This window comes from Stenotrophomonas daejeonensis, assembly GCF_001431505.1.
GTDB lineage: Bacteria > Pseudomonadota > Gammaproteobacteria > Xanthomonadales > Xanthomonadaceae > Stenotrophomonas > Stenotrophomonas daejeonensis.
Map to the genome: position 1 here is coordinate 1 of NZ_LDJP01000121.1, position 740 is coordinate 740.

1 protein-coding gene and 1 pseudogene are annotated in these 740 nt (G+C 69.6%); both read left to right on the forward strand.

Annotation, left to right across the window (positions count from 1 at the left end; all coding sequences use genetic code 11):
- The first annotated feature begins 19 nt into the window (after window positions 1-19).
- On the forward strand, window positions 20-406 hold the full coding sequence (locus tag ABB34_RS15365; RefSeq protein WP_152979656.1) for a TonB-dependent receptor domain-containing protein: 387 nt from the start codon (window positions 20-22) through the stop codon (window positions 404-406).
- A 39-nt stretch (window positions 407-445) separates the two neighbouring features.
- Window positions 446-740 (forward strand): annotated as a pseudogene (locus ABB34_RS14670) (TonB-dependent receptor); the annotation flags it as partial.

Genomic DNA, 740 nt, shown 5'->3' on the forward strand with positions numbered 1-740 from the left:
CACGTGACGGACCGCAGGCATGGACCATGCAGACGTACCTGTTGGCGCGGGCGGCTTTCGACGGGACGGGCTGACCGGGCGGCACCGCGGACCCGAAGGCCCGCGGCGCCGCCCTCGCGCGGCGCCATGCCCTGCTGCTGTTCACCGGCGGCACCGGCACCGGCAAGAGGGCTTCCGCGCACCATCCATCGGCGAGCTGTACGGCACACTGAGCCGCTTCGACGCCACCCTGGTGGACCCGTGCAACAACGCCGCCTCCACCACCCCCAAGTGCGTGGCCGATGGCGTGCCGCCGGGTTATGAGCAGGTCAATCCGCAGATCTCGGTGGTCACCTCCGACAACCGCGACCTGCAGCCGGAGAAGAGCCGTTCGTTCATGGCCGGCGCGGTGTGGAGCCCGGGCTGAGCCGAGGGCAGCAGCTGCGCCAGCAAGCTGGACCTGGGCGTGACCTTCTACCGCCACACCATCGACGGCGCGATCCACGCGCCGGATGCGCAGGCGATCCTCAACCGCTGCATCGACAGCCGCGACGCGGTGGCCTGCGCCAGCTACACCCGCAACGAACGCGGGCAGATCATCCGCTTCGAGGACATCCTCGCCAACCTGGGCACGATCAACACCAGCGGCTGGGACTTCAGCGCGCACTGGCTGCTGCCGGAAACCGGCTGGGGCCAGCTGGGACTGGACTGGAAGGCGACCTGGGTCACCCGCTACGAGCTGGTCAACGAATCAGGCCAGG

Bases quoted from the DNA above. Each gene is read 5' to 3' on its own strand.
- ABB34_RS15365 (WP_152979656.1), top strand. From the start codon at position 20: ATGGACCATGCAGACGTACCTGTTGGCGCGGGCGGCTTTCGACGGGAC.